Source organism: Salinibacterium xinjiangense (genome assembly GCF_014645015.1).
GTDB classification, from domain to species: domain Bacteria; phylum Actinomycetota; class Actinomycetes; order Actinomycetales; family Microbacteriaceae; genus Rhodoglobus; species Rhodoglobus xinjiangensis.
This window is the reverse complement of sequence record NZ_BMLC01000004.1, coordinates 59,560-85,525: the sequence shown is the minus strand read 5'-3', so window position 1 is coordinate 85,525 and position 25,966 is coordinate 59,560. Positions and strand designations below refer to the sequence as shown.

26 protein-coding genes and 1 pseudogene are annotated in these 25,966 nt (G+C 61.8%); 19 read left to right on the top strand and 8 right to left on the bottom strand.

Annotated elements, in window-relative coordinates; genetic code table 11:
* Window positions 1–76 precede the first annotated feature (76 nt).
* The gene (dnaA, locus tag IEW81_RS12255) at window positions 77–1,483 is read right to left on the bottom strand and encodes a chromosomal replication initiator protein DnaA (protein ID WP_097061583.1); all 1,407 of its coding nucleotides are present in this window, start codon (window positions 1,481–1,483) and stop codon (window positions 77–79) included.
* Between the two features lie 300 nt (window positions 1,484–1,783).
* On the opposite strand from dnaA, the gene rpmH reads away from it, so the two are divergent.
* The 8 genes from rpmH to IEW81_RS12215 all read left to right on the top strand — a co-directional run bounded on the left by rpmH (window position 1,784) and on the right by IEW81_RS12215 (window position 6,888).
* Window positions 1,784–1,921 carry a 50S ribosomal protein L34 gene (rpmH, locus tag IEW81_RS12250; protein ID WP_010204566.1) on the top strand — a complete coding sequence of 46 codons (138 nt, stop codon included), beginning with the start codon at window positions 1,784–1,786 and terminating at the stop codon, window positions 1,919–1,921.
* A complete protein-coding gene (rnpA, locus tag IEW81_RS12245) occupies window positions 1,881–2,285 on the top strand; it encodes a ribonuclease P protein component (RefSeq protein ID WP_308421918.1) in 405 nt (134 codons plus the stop codon). Before rpmH ends, rnpA begins: the two co-directional genes overlap by 41 nt.
* Window positions 2,282–2,626: a membrane protein insertion efficiency factor YidD gene (gene yidD, locus IEW81_RS12240; RefSeq protein ID WP_097061581.1), complete on the top strand. Its 345-nt coding sequence runs from the start codon at window positions 2,282–2,284 to the stop codon at window positions 2,624–2,626. The genes rnpA and yidD overlap by 4 nt, the downstream gene beginning before the upstream one ends.
* Window positions 2,627–2,634: 8 nt before the next feature.
* Entirely contained in the window at window positions 2,635–3,621 is a 987-nt protein-coding gene (gene yidC / locus IEW81_RS12235) for a membrane protein insertase YidC (protein ID WP_097061580.1), read from the top strand.
* On the top strand, window positions 3,618–4,154 hold the full coding sequence (locus tag IEW81_RS12230) for a Jag family protein (RefSeq protein ID WP_097061579.1): 537 nt from the start codon (window positions 3,618–3,620) through the stop codon (window positions 4,152–4,154). The genes yidC and IEW81_RS12230 overlap by 4 nt, the downstream gene beginning before the upstream one ends.
* A gap of 229 nt (window positions 4,155–4,383) precedes the next feature.
* A complete protein-coding gene (gene rsmG, locus IEW81_RS12225; RefSeq protein WP_097061771.1) occupies window positions 4,384–4,971 on the top strand; it encodes a 16S rRNA (guanine(527)-N(7))-methyltransferase RsmG in 588 nt (195 codons plus the stop codon).
* A gap of 49 nt (window positions 4,972–5,020) precedes the next feature.
* Complete coding sequence (locus IEW81_RS12220; RefSeq protein ID WP_097061578.1) at window positions 5,021–5,938, top strand: ParA family protein; 918 nt, start codon at window positions 5,021–5,023, stop codon at window positions 5,936–5,938.
* Window positions 5,938–6,888: a ParB/RepB/Spo0J family partition protein gene (locus IEW81_RS12215; RefSeq protein WP_097061577.1), complete on the top strand. Its 951-nt coding sequence runs from the start codon at window positions 5,938–5,940 to the stop codon at window positions 6,886–6,888. Before IEW81_RS12220 ends, IEW81_RS12215 begins: the two co-directional genes overlap by 1 nt.
* A 9-nt stretch (window positions 6,889–6,897) precedes the next feature.
* Here IEW81_RS12215 and IEW81_RS12210 read toward each other — a convergent pair whose 3' ends face one another.
* The 6 genes from IEW81_RS12210 to IEW81_RS12185 form a co-directional block, all read right to left on the bottom strand.
* Entirely contained in the window at window positions 6,898–7,851 is a 954-nt protein-coding gene (locus tag IEW81_RS12210) for a D-alanine--D-alanine ligase family protein (RefSeq protein ID WP_097061576.1), read from the bottom strand.
* Window positions 7,851–9,170, bottom strand: coding sequence for an aminotransferase-like domain-containing protein (locus IEW81_RS12205; protein ID WP_097061575.1), 1,320 nt, complete (start codon window positions 9,168–9,170; stop codon window positions 7,851–7,853). The genes IEW81_RS12210 and IEW81_RS12205 overlap by 1 nt, the downstream gene beginning before the upstream one ends.
* Window positions 9,171–9,316: 146 nt before the next feature.
* Window positions 9,317–9,643: a thioredoxin gene (trxA, locus tag IEW81_RS12200; RefSeq protein WP_097061574.1), complete on the bottom strand. Its 327-nt coding sequence runs from the start codon at window positions 9,641–9,643 to the stop codon at window positions 9,317–9,319.
* Between the two features lie 18 nt (window positions 9,644–9,661).
* On the bottom strand, window positions 9,662–10,627 hold the full coding sequence (gene trxB, locus IEW81_RS12195) for a thioredoxin-disulfide reductase (protein WP_097061770.1): 966 nt from the start codon (window positions 10,625–10,627) through the stop codon (window positions 9,662–9,664).
* A gap of 55 nt (window positions 10,628–10,682) precedes the next feature.
* The gene (murJ, locus tag IEW81_RS12190; protein ID WP_097061573.1) at window positions 10,683–12,389 is read right to left on the bottom strand and encodes a murein biosynthesis integral membrane protein MurJ; all 1,707 of its coding nucleotides are present in this window, start codon (window positions 12,387–12,389) and stop codon (window positions 10,683–10,685) included.
* The gene (locus IEW81_RS12185; protein WP_143544725.1) at window positions 12,386–14,062 is read right to left on the bottom strand and encodes a DUF6049 family protein; all 1,677 of its coding nucleotides are present in this window, start codon (window positions 14,060–14,062) and stop codon (window positions 12,386–12,388) included. The genes murJ and IEW81_RS12185 overlap by 4 nt, the downstream gene beginning before the upstream one ends.
* A gap of 111 nt (window positions 14,063–14,173) precedes the next feature.
* Between IEW81_RS12185 and IEW81_RS12180 the strand changes: the two genes are divergently transcribed.
* On the top strand, window positions 14,174–15,601 hold the full coding sequence (locus tag IEW81_RS12180; RefSeq protein ID WP_097061571.1) for a CCA tRNA nucleotidyltransferase: 1,428 nt from the start codon (window positions 14,174–14,176) through the stop codon (window positions 15,599–15,601).
* Between the two features lie 13 nt (window positions 15,602–15,614).
* On the opposite strand, the gene IEW81_RS12175 is transcribed toward IEW81_RS12180, so the two are convergent.
* A complete protein-coding gene (locus tag IEW81_RS12175; protein WP_097061570.1) occupies window positions 15,615–16,685 on the bottom strand; it encodes an inositol-3-phosphate synthase in 1,071 nt (356 codons plus the stop codon).
* 152 nt (window positions 16,686–16,837) lie between these two features.
* Here IEW81_RS12175 and rpsF point away from each other — a divergent pair.
* From rpsF to IEW81_RS12125, 10 genes and pseudogenes are all read left to right on the top strand, one after another.
* Window positions 16,838–17,182, top strand: a pseudogene (gene rpsF / locus IEW81_RS12170) (30S ribosomal protein S6); the annotation flags it as partial.
* Between the two features lie 177 nt (window positions 17,183–17,359).
* Complete coding sequence (locus tag IEW81_RS12165) at window positions 17,360–17,887, top strand: single-stranded DNA-binding protein (RefSeq protein WP_097061568.1); 528 nt, start codon at window positions 17,360–17,362, stop codon at window positions 17,885–17,887.
* 35 nt (window positions 17,888–17,922) lie between these two features.
* Window positions 17,923–18,186, top strand: coding sequence for a 30S ribosomal protein S18 (gene rpsR, locus IEW81_RS12160; RefSeq protein ID WP_097061567.1), 264 nt, complete (start codon window positions 17,923–17,925; stop codon window positions 18,184–18,186).
* Between the two features lie 11 nt (window positions 18,187–18,197).
* Entirely contained in the window at window positions 18,198–18,650 is a 453-nt protein-coding gene (gene rplI, locus IEW81_RS12155; protein ID WP_097061566.1) for a 50S ribosomal protein L9, read from the top strand.
* Window positions 18,651–19,093: 443 nt separating this feature from the next.
* Complete coding sequence (dnaB, locus tag IEW81_RS12150) at window positions 19,094–20,512, top strand: replicative DNA helicase (RefSeq protein WP_097061565.1); 1,419 nt, start codon at window positions 19,094–19,096, stop codon at window positions 20,510–20,512.
* An 841-nt stretch (window positions 20,513–21,353) separates the two neighbouring features.
* Window positions 21,354–22,385 (top strand): zinc-dependent alcohol dehydrogenase family protein, encoded by a 1,032-nt coding sequence (locus IEW81_RS12145; protein WP_097061769.1) that lies wholly within the window; start codon window positions 21,354–21,356, stop codon window positions 22,383–22,385.
* A gap of 187 nt (window positions 22,386–22,572) precedes the next feature.
* Window positions 22,573–22,854: a hypothetical protein gene (locus tag IEW81_RS12140; protein WP_097061564.1), complete on the top strand. Its 282-nt coding sequence runs from the start codon at window positions 22,573–22,575 to the stop codon at window positions 22,852–22,854.
* A 98-nt stretch (window positions 22,855–22,952) separates the two neighbouring features.
* Window positions 22,953–24,701: a dihydroxyacetone kinase family protein gene (locus IEW81_RS12135; RefSeq protein ID WP_097061563.1), complete on the top strand. Its 1,749-nt coding sequence runs from the start codon at window positions 22,953–22,955 to the stop codon at window positions 24,699–24,701.
* Window positions 24,698–25,171, top strand: a complete 474-nt coding sequence (locus IEW81_RS12130; protein ID WP_097061562.1) for a ribose-5-phosphate isomerase — start codon at window positions 24,698–24,700, stop codon at window positions 25,169–25,171. Before IEW81_RS12135 ends, IEW81_RS12130 begins: the two co-directional genes overlap by 4 nt.
* Complete coding sequence (locus IEW81_RS12125) at window positions 25,171–25,962, top strand: triose-phosphate isomerase family protein (protein WP_097061561.1); 792 nt, start codon at window positions 25,171–25,173, stop codon at window positions 25,960–25,962. Before IEW81_RS12130 ends, IEW81_RS12125 begins: the two co-directional genes overlap by 1 nt.
* The last annotated feature ends 4 nt before the right edge of the window (window positions 25,963–25,966 follow it).

The following is a 25,966-nucleotide window of genomic DNA, read 5'->3' as shown; positions in this document are numbered from 1 at the left end:
AACAGGATGGACGGCGAGTCGGGCTAGTTATCCACAGGGGTTTCACACGGTGTGGAAACTAGCCAGCGGGACGGGGCTAGGGCTTGAAGCGATGGTTCTGCTTGATGCGGCTCGTGAGTTCAGTGACCTGGTTGTAGATAGAGCGGCGCTCCTTCATCAGTTCGGTGATCTTCTTGTTCGCGTACATGACAGTGGTGTGGTCACGGTTGCCGAACAGCTGGCCGATTTTGGGGAGCGAGAGGTTGGTCATCTCTCGGCAGAGATACATGGCAATCTGTCTGGCGGTGGCGACGGCCTGGGAGCGCGAGGATCCGTAGAGATCATCGATGGTCAATTTGAAGTACTCGGCAGTGTGATTGATGATGTCTACCGGCGCGATGACATTGTCTTCGTCGAGGGTGATGAGGTCTTTGAGGACTGTCTGGACGAGAGCAAGGTCGACGGACTGTTTGTTTAGGCTCGCGAAGGCCGTGACCCTGATGAGAGTGCCCTCGAGCTCGCGGATATTCGACGACACCTTCGTCGCCATGTATTCCAGGATGTCATTCCCGATCTGGAGCTTCTCGCTCTGGGCCTTCTTACGAAGGATGGCGATGCGTGTCTCGAGGTCTGGAGCCTGCACGTCGGTGATGAGGCCCCATTCGAATCGGGACCGCATCCTGTCCTCGAACCCGGTGAGATGCTTCGGGGGTAGGTCGCTGGTGATTACGAGCTGCTTGTTGTGGTCGTGCAGCGTATTGAAGGTGTGGAAGAAGGCCTCCTGGGTCGAGTCTTTACCCTGGAGGAACTGGATGTCGTCGATCAGGAGGATGTCGATCTCGCGATAACGGGATTGGAAGACTGAGGCCCTGTTATTGGCGATGGAGTTGATGAAGTCGTTGGTGAACTCTTCGGAGCTGACATACCGAACTCGGATGCCCGGATACAGACTTTCCGCGTAGTGGCCGATGGCGTGCAGTAGGTGGGTTTTTCCCAGCCCTGATCCGCCATAGATGAAGAGAGGGTTGTAGGCCTTGGCGGGTGCTTCGGCCACGGCTACGGCCGCAGCGTGGGCGAAGCGGTTCGACCCACCGATAACGAAATTATCGAAACTGTATTTGGGATTGAGGCGAGAGTCCGAGCGGCGAGGTTGGTCGATCGGGGTCACCACGATTGGCTCTATATAGAGCTGTTCTGTCGGGTCTGCTGATTGCTCGAGAATATCCTGCTGGATATCCGGATTCACGACGATCGCGAAGTTCGACACGTCCTCGTCATCACTCAAACCGGCGATGGCATTCAGTAGCGGCAGGCGGATGCGTTGTTCGAGCATGCTGCGGGTTAGTTCGTTTGGTACCTCGAGGTATAGCGTTCCAGCCATCACGCCCTTGGGCTCGATGAGGTTGATGAACCCGACGAGTTGCGGTGTGATGCGGTCATCAGCCGTCAGCCGCGATAGAACCGATTGCCAGATATTTCGGGTCGGGTCGGGTGATTCCGACATTGATGCCACATCCTCTTTAGTGTTCTACTAACAGGGTTATCCACTGCCCCGGTCGACCCGTCCGCGGTCGGAAAGCCCTAAACCGCCCATATTTCGGCAGGCCTTCACCTTAGTTGTCCACAGCATGTCGGTACCAACCCCAGTTACCCGCATGTGGATAATGCAGGATCGACCTGTAAAGTTTGACCCGCGCTGATTAACAACGTACTTTTAATCAGTTGACTTCCAGCCGTCTGCTACAACCAGTGATGGCTGCTTACATCTTTCCGGCCTTCAGAGCTGGGCTTTGGAGATATCACTATGAGCAAGAGAACATTCCAGCCGAACAACCGCCGTCGCGCCAAGGTGCACGGGTTCCGTCTTCGCATGCGCACCCGCGCCGGACGCGCCATCCTTGGTGCCCGCCGTCGCAAGGGCCGCACTGAACTTTCCGCGTAAAGCGGCAGTTCAGCCTCAGACGGTGCTTGCCCGAGCGAACCGAGTAGTACAGCCGGCCGATTTTCGTACGGCGGTTCGTCGCGGTCGTCGGGTTGCATCCCGAGTTGCGGTCGTACACGTCATCGATCACGGCATCGCCGGCCCCACGAGGTTTGGCTTTATTGTCAGCAAGGCTGTGGGCAATGCCGTGGTCCGAAACAGGATCCGCCGGCGCTTGAGAGCTGTGGGCCGTGATCTTCTGGGGGAGCTCGGGTCCGGCAATGACATCGTCATTAGAGCCTTGCCAGGCGCTCATGAGGTTGACTGGGTTACCCTTCATGCGGAGATCGTCGGATCGATCAGGAAGGGTGTGATGACGCGATGAGGCTCGCAGTGGCATGGGTTCTTCTCGCTCCACGTAACATCCTGGTTGCAACCCTCAAGGTGTATCGCGCAGTGATATCGCCGTTATACGGCGACGTGTGTCGCTACTACCCGTCATGCTCTCACTACGCGATGCAGGCGATACAGCATCACGGCGTGGTTCGGGGTGTGTGGCTCGGTTCACGACGGCTCACTCGTTGCCACCCGTGGGCAGAGGGCGGTGTCGACGACATCCCTTCTCCTTTACACGGGCGCGTGGCAATCAACAGGTTCGGCTTCGCCGTTCCGAATTCCTGTGCGGTATCCGCCACCAGCTTTGCTTCGAGCGACGGAAAGGTCTGACCTTAAGCATGCCTGACATCATCAACACCATACTTTGGCCCATCAAATGGGTCGTCGAGGCGATCCTCGTACTGTTCCACACGATGCTGGAGGGGGCCGGGCTCGATGGGAATGCCGGGCTCACCTGGGTGTTGTCCATCGTTGGGCTCGTCCTGGTAATTCGTGCGGCCCTGATCCCCGTTTTTGTGAAGCAGATCAAGAGCCAGCGGCGCATGCTCGAGGTTGCCCCTCAGATCAAGAAGATCCAGGACAAGTACAAGGGCAAGAAAGACCAGTTCTCCCGCGAGGCCATGTCTCGCGAAACCATGGCGATGTACAAGAAGACCGGGACGAACCCCCTGAGTTCATGCCTGCCGCTCCTTCTACAGATGCCGATATTTTTTGCACTGTTCTCGGTGCTGAACAATGCGCAGCATGTTAACGCCGACGGTTCCCGGACTCCGGGTGTCGGCCTCCTCAACCCAGCTCTCTCTGAGTCTTTCGGAACCTCGTCGCTGTTCGGCATCGCGCCGCTGCACCTGGCGATCAGCACAGCGAATGGCAACACCGCGGTGATCATCATTGCGGTCGTGATGGTCATCCTGATGACAGGGTCACAGTTCATCACGCAACTGCAGATCATGTCGAAGAACCAGTCCGCTGAGATGAAGGCCAGCCCGATGTACAAGCAGCAGCGCATCCTGCTGTATTTACTCCCTCTCGTGTTCGCTTTCTCTGGTTTTACCTTCCCACTCGGCGTGATGTTCTATTGGCTCGTCTCGAACTTCTGGACAATGGGGCAGCAGTTCCTGGTGATCCGCAATCTGCCCACCCCCGGTAGCGAAGCGGCGCTGGCTCGTGAAACGAGACTGGCGAAGCGTCAGCAGCGCAGGGGCATCGTCATCATCGAGGACGAAGCGGGTGTCACAGAGGTAGAAGAGATCAAGAACGTGCAGCGCCAGCAGCCTGTCAGCAAGAACCGTGCCAAGAAGAAGAGTGGAAGCAACAAGCGATGAGCGACGTCACCGAGACCAATGAGCCCGAGATCGCCGCGGCGGACCACGCAATCGAGCCGGTTACGGTATCGACCCCGGATCAGCTTGAGGAGGAGGGCGACATCGCCGCGGATTACATCGAGGAGCTCCTGGACATCACGGACCTCGATGGCGATATCGAGATCGATGCGCGTGGCGGTCGGGCATACCTTTCGGTGACATCGAGCGAGCAGACCAACCTGCGTCTTCTTTCCCGCCCGGATACGGTAAACGCATTGCAGGAACTGACGAGGATTGCTGTCCAGACGAAGACCGGGGCTTTCTCGCGCCTCATTCTCGACGTCGGGGGTTCACGCCAGACACGCGAGGCTGAACTGGCACTACTGGTCGACAAGGCAGTGGAGCGCATCGAGGCGGGCGCTGAGTCGGCGGCCCTCCCGGCTATGACCTCGTACGAGCGCAAACTTATTCATGACGTCGTCGCAGAGCGTGGGTTCACGTCACAGTCCGAGGGCGAGGGGCGCGATCGCCACACGGTGATCACCCGCTCATAGTTTCACGTGAAACATCGCGAGCTCGTCCCGGCGAGCTCCCATGAAAGGCCACTGGCGCATGAGTGACGTTCCCTTCGGTGGTGTACCTCTGGGTGACCTAGCGGATGTCGGACCAGCAAGGGTCGGTCCTACGGATGCCGAAACGACAGGCACGGAAGGGGCGGAGGCCCCAGGTCCCAAAGTCTCTTATCGAGATGCCCTAGAGCTCGAACCGGCCTTTGCGCAGGAGATGTTCGGTGACCGCGTTGGTCTCGTGCGGCAGTACACGGACGATCTGGGCCGGCGCGGCGAGGAACTGGGTCTGATCGGACCACTCGAGTCGCCCAGGCTGTGGACGCGTCACATTATCAACTGCGGGCTTATTGCTCCACTTCTGCGGCCGGGCAGGGTGGGCGATGTCGGTAGTGGCGCAGGGCTTCCTGGGTTGGTGCTTGCCATGGCGCGTCCGGATTGCGATTTCGTTCTCATCGAGCCAATGGAGCGCAGGGTTGCCTGGCTCGAAAGCGAGGCGCGGGAATTGGGTCTGACTAATGTGGTGGTGGTGCGTGCGAGGGCGGAGGACGCCAGGCTGGATGCACCGCTGGACCAGGTCACAGCCCGCGCAGTGACCGCGCTCACGAAGCTGATTCCCGCTACTGTTCGGCTACTGAGGCACGGCGGCGAGATGGTGTTCATGAAGGGCGCAAGGATCTCAGATGAGGTGCTTGTGGCGAAGAACACCATCCGGAAACACCATCTCACGAATGTGGAGGTGCTCGTGCTCGGCGAGGGCCTGACGACGGAGTTGACGCGGGTTTTTCGGGCTACAGTGGACTGACCACGAACGACCAAGCGAGCTCACAGCTCAAGCCAGCAGAAGGTTTCACGTGAAACATCCCGAAGGAAATCTCGCCGATTCGACGAGGAGCTTCGATGGCACGACGCCGCTGGCCCGGGAAATAGCGGAGAACACGCGCCGCCGCCGTGCGATCGCAGCGCAGTCGCTTCCGTTGCCTCCAGAGCCCCGCATCTTCACGGTGGCGAATCAAAAAGGCGGCGTTGGGAAAACCACGACTACGGTGAATCTCGCAGCAGCTCTGGCGCGGGAAGGCGCGCGCGTTCTCGTTATTGACCTGGATCCGCAGGGAAACGCCTCAACCGCGTTGGGAGTGGAGCACAGGGCAGATACCCCCAGTGTCTATGACGTGATCATTAATGACGTTCCCATGATCGAGGTGGTGCAGAAGAGTCCTGAGTCTGAGCAGCTGTACTGCCTGCCCGCCACCATCCACCTCGCGGGCGCCGAGATCGAGCTGGTCTCGCTGGTCGCGAGGGAACAGCGCCTGCGAACGGCACTCGACACCTTCCTCGATACGTTCCCAGACCAGTTCCACTATGTATTTATCGACTGCCCTCCTTCCCTGGGGTTACTGACGATCAATGCGTTCGTTGCGGCGAAGGAGGTGCTGATACCGATCCAGTGTGAGTACTACGCTCTTGAGGGCCTCAGCCAGTTGCTGAGCAACATCCAGCTCATCGAGCGCCACCTGAATCCAGACCTTGCAGTGTCGACGATCCTGCTGACGATGTACGACGCCCGTACAAACCTGGCGAATCAGGTTGTGAAGGACGTGCGCGACCACTTTCCTGAACAGGTTCTCCGGACTCTTATTCCCCGTTCAGTTCGAATCTCAGAGGCACCAAGTTATGGACAGACAGTGATCAGCTACGACGCAAATTCACCGGGGTCACTCTCGTATCTCGAGGCTGCGGGCGAGATCGCGCACCGTGGGGCCCCCGAATAATGGCCGCACCGAAGCGTACGGGGCTTGGTCGTGGGATCGGCTCGCTCATACCGGCGAATGACGAATCGACACAGCGCCCGGTCGACGTGTTCTTTCCCACGGGAGGAGCAGCGCCCCAGGGTCTTCTGGCCGTACCCGGGGCACGGCTCGCGAATCTTTCACCCGATGACATTGTTCCCAATGCTAAGCAACCCCGGACTGAGTTCAAGGAAGATGAACTCAACGAACTCGTGGTGTCGATCAGGGAGATCGGAGTTCTGCAGCCCATCGTCGTGCGCCCTCGGACGGGTGCCGCCGCGGGGGAGCCGCAGTACGAGCTGATCATGGGGGAGCGTCGTCTACGCGCAACGAAGCAGCTCGGTCTGGCGACAATTCCAGCGGTCATCAAGAGCACCGCCGATGAAGACATGCTTCGGGATGCCCTGCTCGAGAACCTCCATCGGGCGAACCTCAACGCGCTGGAGGAGGCATCCGCCTACCAGCAGTTGCTTGCTGATTTCGGGATTACGCAGGAGCAGCTCGCGAACCGTATCGGGCGTTCCCGGCCCCAGATCACGAATACGCTCCGGTTGCTTCGTCTTCCGACGGCAGTGCAGAACCGAGTGGCGTCGGGTGTGCTGAGCGCCGGACACGCCAGGGCCATCCTTGCTGCGGGGGATGACGCGTCGATGGAGCGGCTTGCCGACAAGATCGTCAATGAAGACCTCTCCGTGCGAGCGGCGGAAGCCGCTGCCGGTCAACTGTCTCCGAAGCCCGCAAGGTCGAAGCCGTCAGCAGGTCGGCGCCAGGGGCAGCTCGACGAGATCGCGGAGCGACTGGGTGACAGGCTGAACACTAGGGTGAAGGTGAGTCTTGGTGCGAGCAAGGGCCAGATTGTCATCGACTTTGCGACCGTGGGCGATCTCAACCGCATCCTCGGGGAGCTGGGCGAGCCGGGATTCAGCCGATAATAGAGCTGGTCAGACGCGGGATTCTGCGATAGCCGCCTCGGCTAGCGCCGCGTACACCCATCCGAGGTCGTGGCCCTCGGCTTCCAGAGCCTGTGGCAGCACCGATGTCTCAGTGAGCCCGGGAAGAACATTGGCCTCCAGGAACCACGGAGTTCCTGCGCCGTCGATAATGACGTCGACGCGGGATAGGTGACGCAAGCCGAGCGCGCGGTGGGCAGTCAGAGCGGTTTCCGCTGCGCGGGCCGCAATATCCTCGTTGATGCGTGCCGGAATGTAAAAACGTGTTTCGCCGGCGTTATACCGGGCTTCGAAACTGTAGACGCCAGAGAGGGGTTCGATCTCGACAGCGGGTAACGCAACAGCGCCGTCACCGCTGTCGATGATGCCGATCGAGATCTCGGTGCCGGCGATCTTCTGTTCGATGAGCGCGACGTCCCAGTAGGTATAGGCATCGACCATGGCCCGGGGGAGCAGTGAACGGTCATCGACAATCGTGACACCCTGTGCTGATCCACCCTGCGCTGGCTTGACCACGAGAGGCCCGGAGAACTCGTCGGCGATCTCGTCGAGGATGCTGTTGGCGCCAAGCTCCCGAAATGCATCGCGGGGGAGAGCGATCGAGGTCGGTGTCGCGACTCCGGCGCGCCCGACGATGGTCTTGGCGGTCGGTTTATCCCACGCGAGCCGGGATGCGTCGGCCCTGGAGCCAACGTAAGGCACGCCCATGAAATCGAGCAGCCCGCGGAGGGCGCCGTCCTCTCCGCTGGCGCCGTGGAGGGCAGGCCAGACCACGTCAGGTCGGTTTTCACGCAGATAGGCGAGCAATGTAGCATCCGGATCGCGCAATTCAACCTGGAGACCGTGCGCGGCAAGGCTGTCGGCGACCCTCCGGCCCGATCGCAACGAGACATCGCGTTCGTGCGAGATTCCCCCGGCAAGGACGAGGACCCTGGTGGATGCCATCAGCCGAGGTTCGCAGGAGGGTTGCTCATCGACGTTTCAGGGCGCATGACAGGTAATGCGGTTGTCTGGGAGAAGGTGTTCAGTAGCTCACGTTCGCCATTGATCACGGTGGAGAGGCGTCTGATGCCCTCTCGGATGAAGTCAGGAGTCGGATAGCAGAACGCAAGCCTGAGCTTGTTCCGACCACTGCCGTCGGCGTAGAACGCGGTGCCGGGAGTGTAGGCCACGAGCTCCTTCACAGCCCTCGGCAGCATCGACTTGGCGTCGATGTTGTCGGGCAGGGTGACCCAGACGTAGAACCCGCCTGCCGGCGTGGTCCAGCTCAGGTCGGGCAGGTAGTCGCCGAGGGCGGCCAGCATTGCGTCACGCCTTTCACGGTAGACGCCGCGGAATGTCTCGATCTGGCCCTTCCAGTCTGCCGAATCCAGGTATTCACTGATGACATGCTGGGTGAAGGAGCTGGGGGAGAGTACAGCAGCCTCGTTGGCGAGGATGAGTTTCTCGCGGATGGCGTGTGGCGCCAGGGCCCATCCCACGCGGAAACCGGGCGCGAGGGTCTTGGAGAATGTACCGAGATAGACGACCCCATCTTCCTCGACCGAGCGCATTGCATGTGGGGGCTGGCCCTCGAAGTAGAGCAGCCCGTACGGGTTGTCTTCGAGCACCAGGATGCCGTTGCTGCGGCAAATCTCGAGCACTTCGAGCCTGCGCTCCCAGGTGAGGGTGATGCCCGTGGGATTGCTGAATGTCGGTACCGTATACAGGAATTTGATCGTTTTGCCGGCAGCCTTGATCTGCGTGATGCTCTCGCGGAGGGCCTCGGGGATCAGGCCGAACTCATCCATGGCAACGTGCTTGATGTCGGCCTGGAACGACTTGAAGACAGTGATGGCGGTCACGTAGCTCGGCCCTTCTGCGAGCACCACGTCCCCGGGGTTGATAAACAGCTTGGTAACGAGTTCGAGCGCGTGCTGGGATCCCGTGGTCACGACCAGATCGTCCACGCCGGCGCGGATGCCCTCGAGGGCCATGACCTCCAGGATCTGTTCACGCAGAGCGGGCATTCCCTGCCCTGAGCCGTACTGCAGCGCGACAGCGCCCCTGGTCGCCATCACCCTCTCGATTGCCCCGCTGATCAGCTCTTTTGGCAGGGCGGAGACGAACGGCATTCCGCCCGCGAGAGAGACGACTTCGGGACGGGATGCGACCGCAAACAAGGCGCGCACCTCTGAGGCCGCAAGGCCAGCCGTGCGGGCGGCGTAATGGCCGTACCACTGGTCGAGATTATTGCCCGAACCCGGGATGTGTGCTGTGGTCATGCGCTGGCCCATTTCAGTCGCGAAGTCTCAAGGATAACTGTGGCTATGAGAAAAGCCCCGTCCCAGGACGGGGACGGGACCACTCATGCGCAATTGGCCACTAGTCAGCTGTGAATGCCGCGGGACCTGACTAGACGGGGATCAGGTTAGACGAGGAACTCGGCCAGGTCCGCTTCGATTGCGGGCTTCGGCTTGGCGCCGATGACAGTCTTGACGACCTCTCCGCCACGGAAAACCTTCATCGCCGGGATCGACGTGATCTGGTACTTCATGGCCATCTGGGGGTTGTCGTCCACGTTGAGCTTGACGATCTTGATCTTGTCGGCGTGCTCTGCGGCGATCGCATCGAGGATCGGCGAGACGGCGCGACAGGGGCCGCACCATTCGGCCCAGAAGTCGACCATGATGGTGTCACTCGAGTTGAGGACCATGTCGGCGAATGTGGCGTCAGTAACATCTTGTGCTGTTGACATTGTGTTTTCCTAACTTTTTCAGACGGTGACCGACTGGGATTCAGCCTTGGCCAGGAGTTCTTTCGGGAGACCTGCAAGATAATGCTCGGCGTCGAGGGCAGCCACGGTGCCGGATCCGGCCGCGGTGACGGCCTGACGGTAGGTCGGGTCGATGACATCACCGGCAGCGAAGACGCCAGTGATGTTGGTGCGCGAGGATCGTCCGGCGACAGCGATCGTGCCGTCGGGGTTGAGGTCCAGTTGTCCGTGCACGAGGTGCGTGCGCGGGTCTGCGCCGATGGCGATGAACAGGCCGGACAGGTCGATCGTCGACTCCGTGCCATCCACCGTGTCCATGACACCGATACCGGTCACCAACTCATCGCCATAAATGTGCACAACTTCCTTGTTCCACAGGAACTCGATCTTCGGATCATTGAACGCGCGATCCTGCATGGTCTTGGATGCCCGCAGCGAGTCTTTGCGGTGGATGACGTAGACCTTCTCCGCAAATCGGGTCAGGAAGGTGGCCTCCTCCATCGCGGAATCTCCACCGCCGACAACAGCGATCGTCTTCTGTCGGAAGAAGAAGCCATCGCAGGTGGCGCACCACGACACCCCGTGACCGCTCATGCGATCCTCATCGTCGATACCGAGCTTGCGATAGGCGGATCCGGTGGCAAAAATCACGGCCAGGGCCTCGTAAACGTCCCCATTGCCGAGAGTGACGCGTTTGACTTCGCCATCCAGTTCAAGTTTCGTCACATCGTCAAGCACGATCTCGGTGCCGAAACGTTCGGCCTGGGCCTGCATGGCCATCATGAGATCAGGGCCCTGGATACCGTCGGCGAATCCTGGGTAGTTCTCGACCTCGGTGGTTTTCATAAGCTCTCCACCCGCCTCAACTGAGCTGGCGATGAGCAGAGGCCTCAGGTTGGCGCGCGCAGCATAAATCGCTGCGGTGTAGCCGGCTGGGCCGGAACCTATGATGATGATCTCGCGCACGATGAGTGCCTCCTTCAGGGTTTTACTATCCGGCACAACAGTGTCACGATACGTGCTATTCCCGGGAGTCGACCGTGCGGTTTTTTCGCCGCAGCTTATCGATAAGGGGCTCCCCGAAGGCTCGGAGCTCGGGATTGCGCGTTAACCACAGCACCCCGAAGTAAACAACGGCCATCGCAGTACCAGCGGCGGCCATCGACAGGATGGCATCGAGCCGGTTGGAGACGGGGAAGCCGTCAGGGCCGACCCCACCGAGAAGTTGCAGGATGCCCCAGCCGACGGCGCCGGCAGGGATCGCTGCGGCGAGGAACCACAGGGCCTGCATGACCACGCCGCCCACATCCAGTTGGCCGAGATGCCGGCGCAGCACGAGGGCCGAGAGCACTGCCTGTACTGTGACCGCCGTGGTCAGCGCGAGGGTGAGGCCCACGGCCGTCCACTCATGGGGCGCGAGAGCCCCTACGAGCAGGGCGAGCACGACATAGACGCTGGTCTGGATCACCTGGATGAAAAAGGCCCAGCGTGTCTTGCCCAGTGCGTAGTAGACGCGCAGCAGCACGAAGAAGACCGTGAATGGCACCAGTCCCGTCAGGAATCCGAGGTATACGCCAGCCAGAGAGAGAACCTCGCCGTAGTCGTTTCCGAAGACCGCGCTGAAAGGGAGGGAGAGCACGCCGAGGCCGACGGCGGCGAAGATCATGATGAGCAGGATGGAGCGGATCGCCGACGAGATATCGTTGCGCAGCTCGTCGAAACGCCCGTCCCGGACGTGGGTGCTCATCCTCGTGAAATAGGCGGTGACGATCGACACGGTCACGATCGAGTGCGGCAGCATGTACATCAGCCAGCCGATCTTCATGGCATTGACCGAAGCGTTCCCGCCGCCGCTGGCGCTGGACGATACGTTGAGTTCTACTACTCCGGAGATCTGACTCACCAGAAAGATCCCGAACACCCAGGACGCGGCCCGGCCGGTGTTACCGAGCCCGACTCCCCGCCAGCCGAAGTCCGGCCGGAACTTGATTCCCGCTCGGCCGAGGAAGAAGAAGAGCGAGAAAGCCTGGGCGGCTATTCCCAAAGTCGCACTACCGGCCAGCAGCGCGATTTCAGCGATAGTCCACTGCGAGGGATCCTTGTACTCCATCGCGCCACCGAAGACTGCGATGAAGGTCAGGAGGCCTCCGATCGCAACGACATTGTTCAGCACGGGGGCCCAGGAGAACGGACCGAATACTCCGCGGGCGTTCAACGTCTCGCCCAGCAGGCTGTAAAGGCCGTAGAACATAATCTGTGGCAGACACCAGTATGCGAGAGCCGTCGCGAGGCCGATATTCGTATCGCGGAATCCGCCCCCGTACAGCGAGACGAGCAGCGGGGCGCACGCGGTCGCGATCACAGTGACAATGAAGACCGCCACGAAGCCGATCGTGAGAAGTTTGTTGATGAAGCCAGCACCACCGTCATCGTTGAGGCTCGACTTTACGATCTGCGGCACGATCACGGCACTCAGCAGGCCACCGGCCACCAGGGAGTAGATATTGTTCGGCAACTGGTTGGCCAGCGCGAACGTGTCTCCCGCGGAACTGTTGACCCCGATGGCCACGGACAACACGATGATGCTGACGAGCCCGAGCACCCTGGACACGAGGGTGCCCGAGGCCAGGAGCGCACTCGAACGTCCGATGGACGACGCTGGTCGTGCTGGTTCAGGTACATCGATGATGGATGCCGCGTCGGAGCCTTCGCTGACTGGTTCGGTCATGCGCCGGAACCTTTCGCCGCTGCCGCCTTGCGCAGTCTGAGGATATTACGCACGAGGCCGCCACCGAACACAGCGACGACCAGGCTCGCAATGACGATCACGATGGGGGTCTCCCAGCCGGCCTGTACGTTGATTCGCGCCCTGGAGGATTCGCCTATGGGAACGCCGGATGCGCTCGAGAGCGATACCGTCACTCCCACCACGCCGTTCGATACAGCCTGGGCTGGAATCATCGCGCTTGCCTGCGAGTTCGGTTCGATCTCGAGTTCGATTCTGGTGTCGCCAACCGTCAGGAGCCCGGTGTCTGGACGGACAGTGACATAGACGGTCACAGGCTGGTCGAGGTTGTTCGCCACCGCGATCGGCAGCGGGGCGGCGGCGGCGAGGAAGTTGAAGTCGCCAGTGGATGCGACCTGCACCGCTGACCGCAACTCTGTGGATACGACGAGGTCGCTTGTCACGATGACAGGCCAGCCGGCGGGGTTGCTCCTCCATCCGCTGGATTGCAGTGCCAGGAGGTCGAGACGGCGTGCCGAGGTGATGGCGAGGGGATCTTCCGCGATCGCCGCGAATTGGGCCTCTGCAGTCTGGGCCTCCAGCAGCTGGCGCATCAGCGCCAGCTGATCGGGCGAATGGGGCTGGTCGATCACGGTGGCAGGAGAGGCATCGACTCCCAGCAGCTCGGTAAATCCGACGATTCGAACTCGCGGGTTTCCCTGCACCGCCGTGATGGTGTCGGCCAGCCGGTTGCCGCTATCCAGAGCGTTGCGGTCGAGGGTGATGACCACTGTCGCCGTCGAACCGGACTGGTCTTGTCCGGCAGTGCTGATCGCTGACGACATCGCTGCGGTATTCGCCTGCCAGTCTGCGACGGTGAATGATTGGACCGCCGATCGAAACGACGCCGATGCCGTGGCGTCAGCGACAAGCGACCGGGTTCCGGTTACGTCAGCCACGGCGCCGGATCCGGGGGTTCGATCGAGGTTGGCCGACGAGAGGATCATCGTCGAGAAGCCGCTGCTGGAGATGATGGGCAGATCCGAGGCGGTGACTGTCGACTCCACGGGCCACGCGATTCCGGTCAACGAGTATTGCCACGACTCGAGGTCCTGGCTGCTGGGCAGCGGTGGAACGACGGGAGCTGTCGGTGTGGCTGCGGCCGTCGGTGTCGGCGTGCCGGTCGGTGTCGGAGGGATGGTTGTCAGGGGAGCCGTGAACAGCGCGGGATCGATGGCGAAGTCGAATCCTGTGGGCTGAAGGACAACGGTGCTGCCAGCCTGACTGGCCAGCGTGATGTCGGAATCCGCATAGGTCAGCGGGAACGACTCGTTAGGGGCCGCCTCCAGCCGGGCCAGCCACGCGCTCGCGCTCGCTGGCGCGGCAGTGCCCAGGATTCGAATCGACACGATGATTCTCGGATCGATCCCGAGCACGACAGGTCGACCCTCGATGGAATCCAGCTGGCGGGTGAGTGTGCCCAGCGGTGAGGTGTACTGCGTGAGGGCATCCGCGGAGATCAGCCCGCCTGCGCTCTCGGGCACGATGATGGGGACCGCAATCGCCACCTGCACCGGAGCGGCCGGGTCGACGGCGGCCGCGCGGGGAGCACCGACGCCAATGCCGACCAGCCCGATCCCGAAGGCCAGCGCGACGCTGAGCACTCTCAAAGACATGGGCTGGCCCCGAAAAAAGGCATGGCCAGCATGAGGATGAGTCTATTCACCCGAGGCTGAGAGTTGCCGACCTCAACCGGTGCGGCGCCGCTGTGTCATGCTGGTTCGATCATGGAGAGTGTCGCCAGGGCCATCGTCAGTCTCGGCGCGCTCGCCGAATCCAGGCCCGTTGCGGCCCTCGCAGCCGCGTTCTCCCAGGCGGGGCGGGAACTGGCGCTCGTGGGTGGCCCGGTGCGGGACGCATTCCTGGGTCGCGCCGTCACCGACCTGGATTTCACGACGAACGCCCGGCCGGAGGAGATCATCGCGCTTGTCACGCCGATCTCGAGCGCCCAATGGGACATCGGGCGCGAATTCGGTACCATCGCCGCGCGTATCGCCGGACAGACCGTCGAGATCACGACCTATCGCGCCGACTCCTACGATGGTGAATCGCGTAAACCGGTCGTGGCGTTCGGTGACAGCCTCGAAGACGACCTCCAGCGTCGCGATTTCACCATCAATGCGATGGCGCTCCGCCTGCCGGAACGGGTACTTGTCGACCCATGGGGTGGCGTCGAAGATCTCGTGGCCCGGCGTATCGCCACTCCGGGCGCACCGGAGGTGTCGTTCGGCGATGATCCGCTCCGGATGATGCGCGCCGCCCGTTTCACGTCCCAGCTCGACTTCACCGTCGCGCCGGCCACGGTGGCCGCCATGGCCGCGATGGCGTCTCGCATCGGGAAGATCAGCGTCGAGCGCGTGGCCGACGAGCTGTCGAAACTCTTGAAGACAGACGACCCCGTGCCGGGCATCCGGTTGCTGGTGGAGACGGGGATCGCGCAACTCGTGCTTCCCGAGGTGCCAGCCCTGCGACTCGAGGTCGACGAACACGCTCACCATAAAGACGTCTACGAGCACAGCCTCACCGTGCTGCAGCAGGCGATCTCCCTGGAGAAATCGCGCGCGGCCGATGGTGCCGCGCCCGACCTGGTGCTGCGGATCGCTGCCCTGTTGCACGACATCGGAAAGCCTTCGACGCGTCGTATAGAGGGCGGTGGGGTCGTGACATTCCACCACCATGATGTGGTCGGAGCAAAACTCGCTGGCCGGCGACTGAAGACACTGCACTTCGACAATGACACCATTGCCGCTGCCTCGCGGCTGATCGAACTGCACCTGCGATTCTTCGGATATACCGATGCCGCCTGGACCGACTCCGCTGTTCGTCGCTACGTGCGCGATGCCGGGGACCAGTTGGAGCGACTGCACATCCTGACGAGGGCGGATGTGACCACGCGAAACGTGCGCAAGGCCGACAGGCTGTCATTCGCCTACGACGATCTCGAGGAGCGCGTAGCCGCCATCGCCGAGGCCGAGGGGATCGCCGCAGTGCGCCCCGACCTCGACGGCGAGCAGATCATGGAGATCCTGGGAATCCGGCCAGGCCGAGAGGTGGGGGAGGCCTACCGATTCCTGCTCGAACTGCGCCTCGACGAAGGACCGCTCGATCCCGAGGCCGCCGAAGAGCGCCTTCGCGAGTGGCACGCGGCGCGCTAGGCAGTTCTGCGGGTCAGGTCAGGTCTGCGATCCATTCGTCGAGCTGCTGGCGGGCGACGGGATCAGGCAGCTGCACGGGCGGCGACTTCATCAGGTAGGCAGACACCGCCTCGATCGGGCCGCCTAGCCCCGCATCCAGCGCCATTTTCGCCGCACGAACCGCATCGATGACCACACCAGCCGAGTTGGGCGAATCCCATACCTCGAGCTTGTACTCGAGGCTGGTCGGCGCGTTGCCGAAACCGTGGCCTTCGAGCCTGACGAAGGCCATCTTGCGGTCTTCAAGCCACGGCACATGGTCGCTTGGGCCGATGTGCACGTCACGGGAGTTCAACTGGGCCTCGACGTTGCTCGTCACAGACTGGGTCTTGGAGACCTTCTTGGATTCGAGCCTCGTGCGCTCCAGCATGTTCTTGAAGTCCATATTTCCACCGACGTTGAGCTGGTAGGTGCGGTCGAGCACGAGCCCGCGTTCCTCGAAAAGGCGCGCCAACACTCTGTGGGTGATAGTGGCGCCGAGCTGGCTCTTGATGTCATCGCCGACGATCGGGATGCCCGCATCAGTGAATTTCGCGGCCCACACGGGGTCGCTGGCGATGAAAACGGGCAGAGCGTTGACGAACGCGACTCCGGCGTCGAGTGCGGCCTGGGCGTAGTGCTTCGCGGCCTGCTCGGAGCCAACGGGGAGGTAGCACACGAGCACGTTCGCGCCGCTGTCCCGGAGCGCCTGGGCCACATCGACCGCCGCAGCATCCGACTCGTCGATCATCTCGCGGTAGTAGCTGCCGAGCCCGTCGAGAGTGGGCCCGCGCTGCACGGTCACACCGGTCGCAGCGACCTCGGCAAACCGGTAGGTGCCGTTTTCGCTGGCCCACATCGCATCCGCGAGATCGATACCAACCTTGAGAGCATCGACGTCGAATGCTGCAACGAACTCGATGTCAGACACCGCATAAGGGCCGAATCGATTGTGCATGAGACCGGGGATGACGTCGCCTGGCGTGGCATCCGCGTAGAAGGTGACGCCCTGAATGAGTGAATTGGCGCAGTTTCCTACGCCCGCGATAGCGACCTTGACGGTCATGAAAATGGTGCTCCTTGCGAGAAATGACTACACTGGGCAGGTTGTCTGGTTCCAAATGGAGCTGCGACAACCGTCAACACCCTCCTGTTGCAGATCGTCTGCAACCGTTCAAGTCCGAAGGAGGTGGGTTTGTGACGCACCAGTACGAACTCATGGTGATCCTCGATCCAGAGATCGATGAGCGCACCGTGGCACCTAGCCTAGACAAATTCCTCAATGTCATTCGCGCCGATGGTGGAACCATCGACAATGTCGACATCTGGGGACGGCGTCGCCTGGCCTACGAGATCAACAAAAAGACCGAGGGCATCTACGCCGTCGTGCAGCTGACGGCTAATTCGTCAGCGACTGTTGAGCTCGACCGCCAGCTCAAGCTCAGCGAAGCGGTCATGCGCACCAAGGTGCTGCGCGCCGAGGAGGGCATCGCCCAGGTCGCAGCTGCGAAGGTCCTGTCAGACGCAAAGGCTGCCCGCAAGGCTGCTGCCGCGCCGAAGGCGGCAGCTCCGGCAGAAGCTGCAGCTCCTGCTGCCGCAGCTCCCGCAGCCGCAGCGTCCAAGCCAGTCACATCCAGGCCTGCGGCAGCAAAGCCCGCAGCCAAGGCCGGAGTCGAGGCTCCGGCCGACACGAAGGATGCCGACACGAAGGATGCTGACACGAAGGTCTCGGAGTAGCGCATGGCCGGCGAAACCGTCATTACAGTCGTGGGAAATCTCACGGGTGACCCCGAGCTGCGGTACACGCAGAACGGGCTCGCGGTTGCCAACTTCACCATCGCCTCGACACCGCGCACTTTCGATCGTGCGAGCAACGAGTTCAAAGACGGCGACACTCTCTTCCTGCGCGCGAGCGTATGGCGCGAGTTCGCCGAACATGTTGCTGGCTCGATGACAAAGGGCAGCCGCGTCATCGCGACCGGTCGCCTGAGACAGCGCGATTATCAGACGAAGGAAGGCGAGAAGCGCACAAGCCTCGAGCTCGAGGTCGACGAAATCGGCCCCAGCCTTCGTTACGCGACTGCGCAGGTCACCCGCGCCGCATCATCACGTGAGGGTGGAAATAATTCCGCTCCGCGCGCCGGCGGCGGCAATCAGGTTGGCGGAGGCCAGCCGCAGGAGGAGCCGTGGGCAGCAAGTGCCCCTAGCGCCTCAGGCGGCGATGTATGGAACACGCCAGGCAATTACTCGGACGAGACGCCCTTCTAGGCGCCGACCAGATCACTTAAAGGAAACAGAAACTCATGGCTGGAAAGAGCAGCGGCGATCGCCGCAAGCCCATCCGCAAGGGCAAGGACGGCAAGAACGCCGCCCCCGCCAAAGCGATCCGCGTGGGCGTCATCGACTACAAAGATGTCGCGACGCTTCGCAAGTTCATCTCAGAGCGTGGAAAGATCCGCGCTCGCCGTATCACCGGTGTCTCCGTACAGGAGCAGCGCCTCATCGCCACGGCCGTCAAGAACGCCCGTGAGATGGCACTGCTGCCGTATGCAGGCTCGGGCCGTTAGGGAGCACCCATATGTCGAAGTTGATCCTCACGCATGAGGTCACCGGTCTCGGTGCCCCCGGCGACGTCGTAGACGTCAAAAACGGTTTCGCTCGTAACTACCTCATCCCCCAGGGCTTTGCCGTGGCGTGGACTCGCGGTGGCGAAAAGCAGATCGAGTCCATCAAGGCTGGTCGCGCCGCGCGCGAGCACGCCACTCTCGAAGAGGCACAGGACCTGAAGGCTCGCCTGCAGGCCACCATCGTCAAGCTCACCGTCAAGGCGGGCGAGGGTGGTCGCCTCTTCGGTTCGGTCAAGACGTCGGATGTCGCAGACGCCGTGGCTGCAGCCGGACTGGGCACCGTCGACAAGCGCAAGATCGAGATCACCTCGCCCATCAAGGCCACAGGTGAGCACGAGGCTTCAGTTCGTCTCCGCGATGATCTTGTTGCCACGATCACGCTGCAGGTTGTCGCAGCGAAGTAGTACTGCCCCCCAATGGGGGTAGACGGCGGCGAAAATTATTTTCGCCGCCGTCTTTACTTTAAGCACAATCATCCGGAGAGTTTCGACATGGTTGTACACAGGAGTAGATACATCTCACCAACCCTCAAGCTGCAGTGTAGGCATGTTTGTACACACGCATGTAGGAAATAAAAAAAGCTGGTGAGAAACAGTTTTCTCCCAAAAAAAGTCAATCTATCCACAGTTGATTGCACAGGTTCCCCACACCAGTTCCGGCGTTTCTGCCTGGTTGTACACAGCGTCATCCACAGGGTCGGTTGTCGTGGCATCCTGCGCGTCCCTACTGTGGGGCAGCCCTCCCGATGTGGTTGGGCTCGGGCGAAAGCCAGTCGATTTCGTGAGAACCGCGATTGTCGGCAGACGCGGCTACAACTGAGGCATAGCGTCATCAATCGGAGGGTCGAATGTCAATCGCGCACCTAGGGCTTGCTGGCGAACAGCGAAGCGGCGACCGAAGCCAGGGGGAGCGGGGTCGGGGCGGAGACTCAAGGCCAGATTCACGCGGAGACAGGGTTCCTCCTCACGATCTGCTTGCGGAGCAGAGCTCCATCGGCGGCATGCTGCTCAGCAAGGACGCGGTGGCTGACGTCATCGAGACTGTACGCGGACTCGACTTCTATATTCCGAAGCACGAAACGATCTTCAACGCGGTCATGTCGCTCTACTCGCACGGTGAGCCGACCGATGTCATCGCGGTGACCGACGAGCTGACAAAAACCGGGGAGCTGAGCCGGGCGGGCGGTGCCGAGTATCTCCACACACTCACCGCACTTGTGCCGACCGCGGCCAACGCCGGTTTCTACTCCACGATCGTCGCCGAGAAGGCGGTGTTGCGTCGCCTGGTCGAAGCAGGTACACGCATCGTGCAGATGGGCTACGCCAGCGAGGGCGAAGTCGTCGACCTCGTCAACAATGCGCAGGCCGAGATCTACGGCGTGACCGGTGGCGTCGAGAGTGAAGACTATGTCCCGCTCACCGAGGCGGTCACGACGGCCATCGACGAGATTGAGGCTGCACGAGGGCGTGATGGCCAGATGGTCGGTGTCCCTACGGGATTCGCGGAACTGGACGAGCTCACGAATGGGCTGCACCCCGGCCAGCTCATCATCATCGCCGCGCGACCCGCGATCGGTAAGTCCACGCTGGGCCTCGACATCGCGAGAGCGGCCGCGATCAAGCACGACCTCGCCACGATCGTATTCTCTCTCGAGATGGGTCGCAGCGAGATTGCGATGAGGCTGCTGTCGGCCGAGTCATCCGTTCCTCTGCAGCACATGCGCAAGGGAACCGTGCACGCCAACGACTGGACGACCATTGCCCAGACCCGCGGTCGCATCAACGACGCTCCCCTCTACATTGACGACAGCCCCAACATGACGCTGGTTGAGATTCGCGCCAAGTGCCGCAGGCTCAAGCAAAAGGTCGGGCTCAAAATGGTCATCATCGACTACCTGCAGCTCATGACAAGCGGCAAAAAGGTCGAATCGCGGCAGCAGGAGGTCAGCGAGTTCTCCCGAGCGCTGAAGCTGCTGGCCAAAGAACTCCGCGTGCCCGTCATCGCGATCTCCCAGCTCAACCGCGGGCCCGAGCAGCGAGCAGACAAGAAACCGGCCTTGTCAGACCTGCGAGAGTCCGGATCGATCGAGCAGGATGCGGACATGGTGATCCTGCTTCACCGCGAAAGCGCGTACGAGGCTGAGAACACCCGCGCTGGCGAGGCCGACCTGATCGTAGCCAAGCATCGAAATGGGCCAACACGTACGGTGACGGTCGGCTTCCATGGGCATTTCTCGCGGTTTGTCGACCTTCCGCCCGGATCATAGGAGGGCGCGGCACGGTCGCGCCGCGGAGTTTCGGCCAGCCTGATGACGAGGTTCCTCCAGGCGATGGCGGTTGAGATGACGGCCAGTGGGGGAGCTATGAGGAATCCGGGCGAATGGGTTCCGTCGGGTCCTCGGTAGTTGCAGTGCCGGGGAGGGTGGGAGCGGAAAATGTAGTCCCGGCGTGGTGGTCGGGCGCGCTGGTGCGGCGTAGTGGTCTGGCAGAATCGAATCCGGGTACGTTCGTGCAGCCATGCAGATCGACTGACCGTTACCCCAACTGTTTATCCCAATCGTGAGCGTGATCCTTCTGATTTGCGCCGCGCGCGGCAGACGGCGACCACCCAGGCCTCAGATGGCCCTCCCCTGAGGCCGTAGGCCCTACCCACAGGCCTCACCGCCATGGTCCGCGCGACCTTGGGGCCGTGGCCCGCGCAGGCTCCCCGTCCGGATGAAGCAACAGTCGGGACGCTCTTTGGCCCTGGCCTCCGACACGATCGACACGCCACCTGATACTGGCTGGATGGGCGAGAGATCTCCAGCCCATTTCATGGCCCATTTCATGGACAGCACGGCGGTTGGATGGGTGCTGGCCCGAAGATTGTGCACCTGCGTCGTCCTCCCAACGAAAGCTCGGCACGTTAGCGAAGGCCGGACACGTTGACACGACGATGTGAACTTTCTATGGTAGATATAACGAAATTTTGCCGGCAAGATCACAGGAATTGTCACGGGATATTTCGGTCGCACGGTTCAGCATTATCCGGAAGTCGGCACATGCCGATTCCCGATGGAATCACGCCAGCGTCGGCGAACGGCGCTAAATGCAATGACGGGAGCAAAGATGCGCGCAGTCGTTTTCACCTCAGAGGGCACACTGGCACTGGAAGAGCGGGAAACTCCGACTCCGGGCTACAAGGAGATCCTCATCAAAACAGCCGCGGTGGGAATCTGTGGAACAGACGCGCATGTCTTCGATGGTGAGTTCGAGGGGACCGTTTTCCCCCTCGTGCCGGGTCACGAGGCCACGGGAGTCATCGTCGCCCTGGGTGAGGGCGTCAATGGTCGGGTTTTTGACTTCAAGGTCGGTGAACACGTCGCCATCAATCCGAGCACGACATGCGGCGAGTGCGAATTTTGCCTCAACGGGCACCAAAACCTCTGCCGATTCTGGAATGGGCTGGGCGTGGTCGCATCAGACGGTGCTTCGCAGGAGTACTTCGTCGCGCCGGCGGGTAACGTCTACAAGCTCAAGCCTGACACCGATTTGTACGAGGCTGCCCTCATCGAGCCGTTGGCCTGCGCCATACGTGGGTGGGATGTATTGCCCCGTCGATTGGGAGATCACGTACTCGTGTACGGCGCGGGGACGATGGGCCTCCTGATGGCGCAGCTGGCCAGAAAGGCGGGCGCTTCGACGGTGACCATCGTGGATGTAAACGAACTGCGGCTGGAGACCGCTAAAGAGTGCGGGGTCGAGTTTCGCTATACGACACCGGACGACGCCGAACGCGATAAATGGGATGTCGTGATCGACTGCACTGGCAACATCGGTGCTATCGAAGATGGGCTCACCCGTGTCAAGCCGGCCGGATTCTTCCAGGACTTCGGCGTAGCTCCAGCCGATCGCACAGCCCAGTTCTCCCCATTTCGTGTCTACCGCGATGAGATCTCGATCGTCGGCACCATGGCCGTTTTGAACTCGTTCGGTCGCGCGGTCGAACTTTTCGAGGCTGGGGCAATAAACGCAACCGCGATGATCAGTCACTCATTCACGCTCGACGACTACGCAGTCGCCCTCGAGATGTTTCGCCGCGGTGAGGGGCGCAAACTCCAGATCCGGCCTCACGACAGCGAATCGCGGGTCTTGCGGTGACCAGCCTCTCCATGAGGCTGGGAAGGCGGCGGCAGGGAATCCTCCATGCGTGTACGACTCCGCATTCGGGCGGGCTCCGCCGTTCAACGTGCCCGGGATCACTGTCGGCATGAGGGCGAGGCCAACGGATGACCCCTCCACGCGGGGCGCATCCGGGCCAGCCGCAGCAGGTGCTGGAAGTTTTCCCATGGCGAGCAAAACCGTCACAGATCGTGCGGTCGACACGAGAGCCCTCGTCGACGTAATCAGCGTCGGGATTGGTGGATCCATCATGCTCTTGTCCCTGGGGGCGCTTGCCTACACGGCGCGCCAGCCCATGGTGGTGGTCTCGACGGTGGCCGCCACGCTCGCGGATATTTTCAAGCACAGCGGAAAGGTGGCGAAGACTGAGATGCAGTGGTTCAACCGCCTCCCGATGAGAAAGGGCGACGCTGCCAGGATGACGGCGCCGTTCATTGGCTCTGGCTGATCCGGAGAAATATCTGACGACGCCATCACGCGCGACCGCGCAGGGATGGACGGCGTCACGAATCTGTCCCCTGAACCATCCCATCGACGAGAGACACCATGAGCTATCTTCTGAACGATCCCGCCACTTTTGCCGAGGAGTCTGTCGACGGGTTTCTCGCGGCCCATCGCCGCCTGGTTAGGCGCGTGCCCGGAGGGGTGGCACGAGCCAGCGCAACGCCTGAAAACCAGGTCGCGGTCGTCATCGGCGGCGGATCCGGGCACTATCCGGCGTTCGCGGGCCTCGTTGGCGCTGGGCTCGCGCACGCGGCGGCCCTGGGTAATGTCTTCGCCTCGCCGAGCGCGCAGCAAATCTACACAGTTGCTAAATCGGTCGCGACTGACGCTGGGGTGCTCCTCAGCTATGGCAATTACGCAGGCGATGTCCTCAATTTCGACCTGGCGGAGCAGCGATTACGGGCAGAGGGTATCCCGTGCCGGACCGTGAGAGTCACGGACGATATTTTCAGTGCACCCCCTGAAGAACGGGATAAGCGTCGTGGGATTGCCGGAGACCTCGCGGTATTCCGTGTCGCCGCGTGGGCCTCCGAGCAGGGTATGGATCTCGACGCCGTCGTTGACCTGGCCCGTCGGGCGAACCAGCGCACCCGCTCGTTCGGCGTTGCCTTCTCGGGTTGCACGCTTCCGGGTGCGACCGAACCGCTGTTCACAGTGCCCGTGGGGCAGATGGCCGTAGGAATGGGCATACATGGAGAGCCCGGCATCGCCATGCGACCGATGCCCTCGGCACGCGAGCTTGGCGGACTGTTCGTCGAGGGGCTTTTGAACGAACTCTTCGATGGCGTGATGAACGCCAGAGGAGCTCGCGTGGGCGTCATTCTCAACGGGCTCGGCTCGGTCAAGTCCGAAGAACTCTTCGTCATCTTCGCAACGATTGTGGCCGAGCTCGACCTGGCGGGGGTCACGGTTGTGGATCCCGAGGTCGGGGAGTTCGCTACGAGCTTCGAGATGGCAGGGGTTTCGTTGACCCTAATCTGGCTCGATGATGATCTGGAGGCTGCGTGGACGTCGCCGGCGTATTCTGCCGCGTACCGTAAAGGAGCGGTTGCAGAAAGCAACACACCGGCGGTGGCAGATCAGGTCATCGATCAGACCTACTCCGTCGAGGTGGCTGGTTCTGAGGCTTCCGCCGCGGCCGGGAGTACTGCGCGCGATGTGATTGAAGCGATCCGAGTCGTCATCCATGGCCAGGTACTCGAATTGGGTCGGCTCGATTCGGTCGCGGGTGACGGTGATCATGGCATCGGTATGCAGCGAGGATCTCGTGCGGCCGCCGATGAAGCATCGGCAGCTGTCTCCGCGGGTGCGGGTGCCGGAACGGTCCTGTGTCGGGCAGGGGACGCCTGGGCCAATAAAGCGGGCGGAACGTCGGGTGCCCTGTGGGGCGCCGGATTGCGCGCCGCAGGTGAACGAATCGGTGACCAGTTACGCCCCGGAGCGGATGTCGTCGCGGCGGCGGTCGACGCGGCGAGGGATATCGTGCAGAGCATGGGCGGAGCATCGGTCGGAGACAAGACGCTTGTCGACGCCCTGGTGCCGTTCACGCTGGGCCTCACCGCGCGTATCGACAACGGCGAGACCCTGGCCGTTGCCTGGAGCAGAGCGGCAGAAGATGCCACAGCAGCAGCCGTCGCGACCGCCGACCTGCTCCCCCGCGTCGGCAGAGCGCGGCCACATATGGAGAAGAGCCTCGGAAGTCCGGACCCGGGAGCAATCTCCCTCGCACTTGCGATGACGGCTGCAGCCGCAGTCTTCACGGAGGCTTCATTACGAAAGGAAGAGTCATGAGCCGCACCTGGCGAGTAGTAATCGGATCCGACGATGCGGGGTTCGACTATAAGGAGGCACTAAAAGCAGACCTCGAGAAAGACCCTCGTGTGTCATCGGTCATCGATGTCGGCGTTGATGCTGACGGGCACACCTCCTACCCCCGCGTAGCGATTGCTGCCGCCGAGATTATTCGAGACGGATCGGCCGATCGAGCCCTTTTAGTGTGTGGCACGGGGCTGGGCGTTGCGATAGCCGCCAATAAGGTGCCAGGAATCAGGGCCGTCACCGCGCATGACAGCTACAGCGTGGAGCGCAGTGTGCTCAGCAATAACGCACAGGTTCTGACTTTCGGTCAGCGCGTCGTCGGTCTCGAGTTGGCTCGGCGCCTCGCAAGGGAATGGCTTGGGTACGAATTCGACGACTCGTCGCCGTCCGCCGAAAAAGTTGCCACTCTTGACGAATACGAGCAGACAGGTAGCTGTGGGTGATGATCCGCGTGCCTGACAACGCCGCCACACGCCCGGTGGTGCTCGGAGTCAGCCTCAAGCTCTATATGAACATCGCTCAGAGTGCGCAGTGGGCACGTGATGTCGCGACCATTGCCAACGGCCACCCCGCGATAAAAAGCGGGACGGTAAAGCTTTTTGTACTCCCGTCGCTGCCTGCGGTCCCCGCTGTCAGTGACGCTCTCGAAGGAACGCACATTCGTTGGGGTGCGCAGGACCTCCATTGGGAGGATCGTGGCGCCTTCACAGGCGCAACAAGTGGTGCTGACCTGCGCGAGATAGGGTGCAGCTTCGTCGAGGTCGGTCATGCGGAGCGACGCAACGTGTTCGGGGAGGGCGATGACGTGGTGAAGCTGAAGCTTGAGGCAGCCTTCCGCAACGGGCTCACGCCGGTGCTCTGCGTCGGCGAGAGAGAAAAGATGTCAGCCGCGGACGCGGCCAGTGCCTGTATTGCCCAGTTGGATTCCGCGCTTGCGACGGTGGTGCGGACAGATTCGAGCCCGGAGATTGTTGTCGCTTACGAGCCGGAGTGGGCGATCGGCGCAGAGATGCCAGCATCGCCTGACTCTGTGGGCGTTGTCGCGCAGGCTTTGCGTGACCGGCTCAGTGGCGAGTCCTGGTTGGGATCGTCGACGGTAATCTATGGCGGCAGCGCGCAGCGCGGCACCCTGACGTCGCTCGGTAACAATATCGACGGCCTCTTCCTTGGTCGCTTCGCACACCAGCCTGGTGAACTCGAGCACATTCTCGACGAGGCGGCCGGACTCCGGTGAGCAC